Below are 546 nucleotides of genomic sequence, written 5' to 3'. Positions count from 1 at the left end.
GATCATCTGGCTTATGTGATCTACACCTCAGGGACCACGGGGACACCCAAAGGAGTGATGATAGAACATCGAGGTATACCAAATTTAGTTACGGCCTTTAAAAAAGCTTTTAATTTAGAATCAGAAGATACAATCACGCAATTTGCTAATTATACTTTTGATACATCCATGGGAGAGATATGGACTGCTTTACTCACAGGGACTACATTAGTTATCGTCCCTACACATAGTATATATGATCATAAACGATTTGAGTTACTTTTAGAAAAATATAAAGTTACAGCTTTAATACTTCCTCCTACATTCCTTAAATTTTTAGATAAAAATAAATTTTTTAATGTTAAAAAGATAATTGTAGGTGGATCAGCAAGTTCAATTCCTCTGGCTAAAAAATGGAATGAAATATATATCAATGCTTATGGTCCAACGGAAGTGACAGTTACAGCGACGTTATGGCCCTATAAAATGAATAATTTAAATAACAGTGTGCCAATCGGTAAACCAATCAATAACACCAAAGCATATATTCTGAATACTGATTTATCC

Annotated in this window: 1 protein-coding gene; it reads left to right on the top strand. The window is 33.3% G+C overall.

Features of this window, described 5'->3' with window-relative positions; translation table 11 throughout:
* Nucleotides 1-6: 6 nt before the first annotated feature.
* The coding region (locus tag EYB29_RS11260; protein ID WP_256370674.1) for an AMP-binding protein at nucleotides 7-546 on the top strand (540 nt) is incomplete at its 3' end.

The organism is Jeotgalicoccus sp. S0W5 (genome assembly GCF_011634875.1).
In the GTDB taxonomy this organism is placed as follows: domain Bacteria; phylum Bacillota; class Bacilli; order Staphylococcales; family Salinicoccaceae; genus Jeotgalicoccus; species Jeotgalicoccus marinus.
The sequence above is the reverse complement of the archived record's forward strand: the minus strand, read 5'-3'. Positions and strand labels throughout refer to the sequence as shown.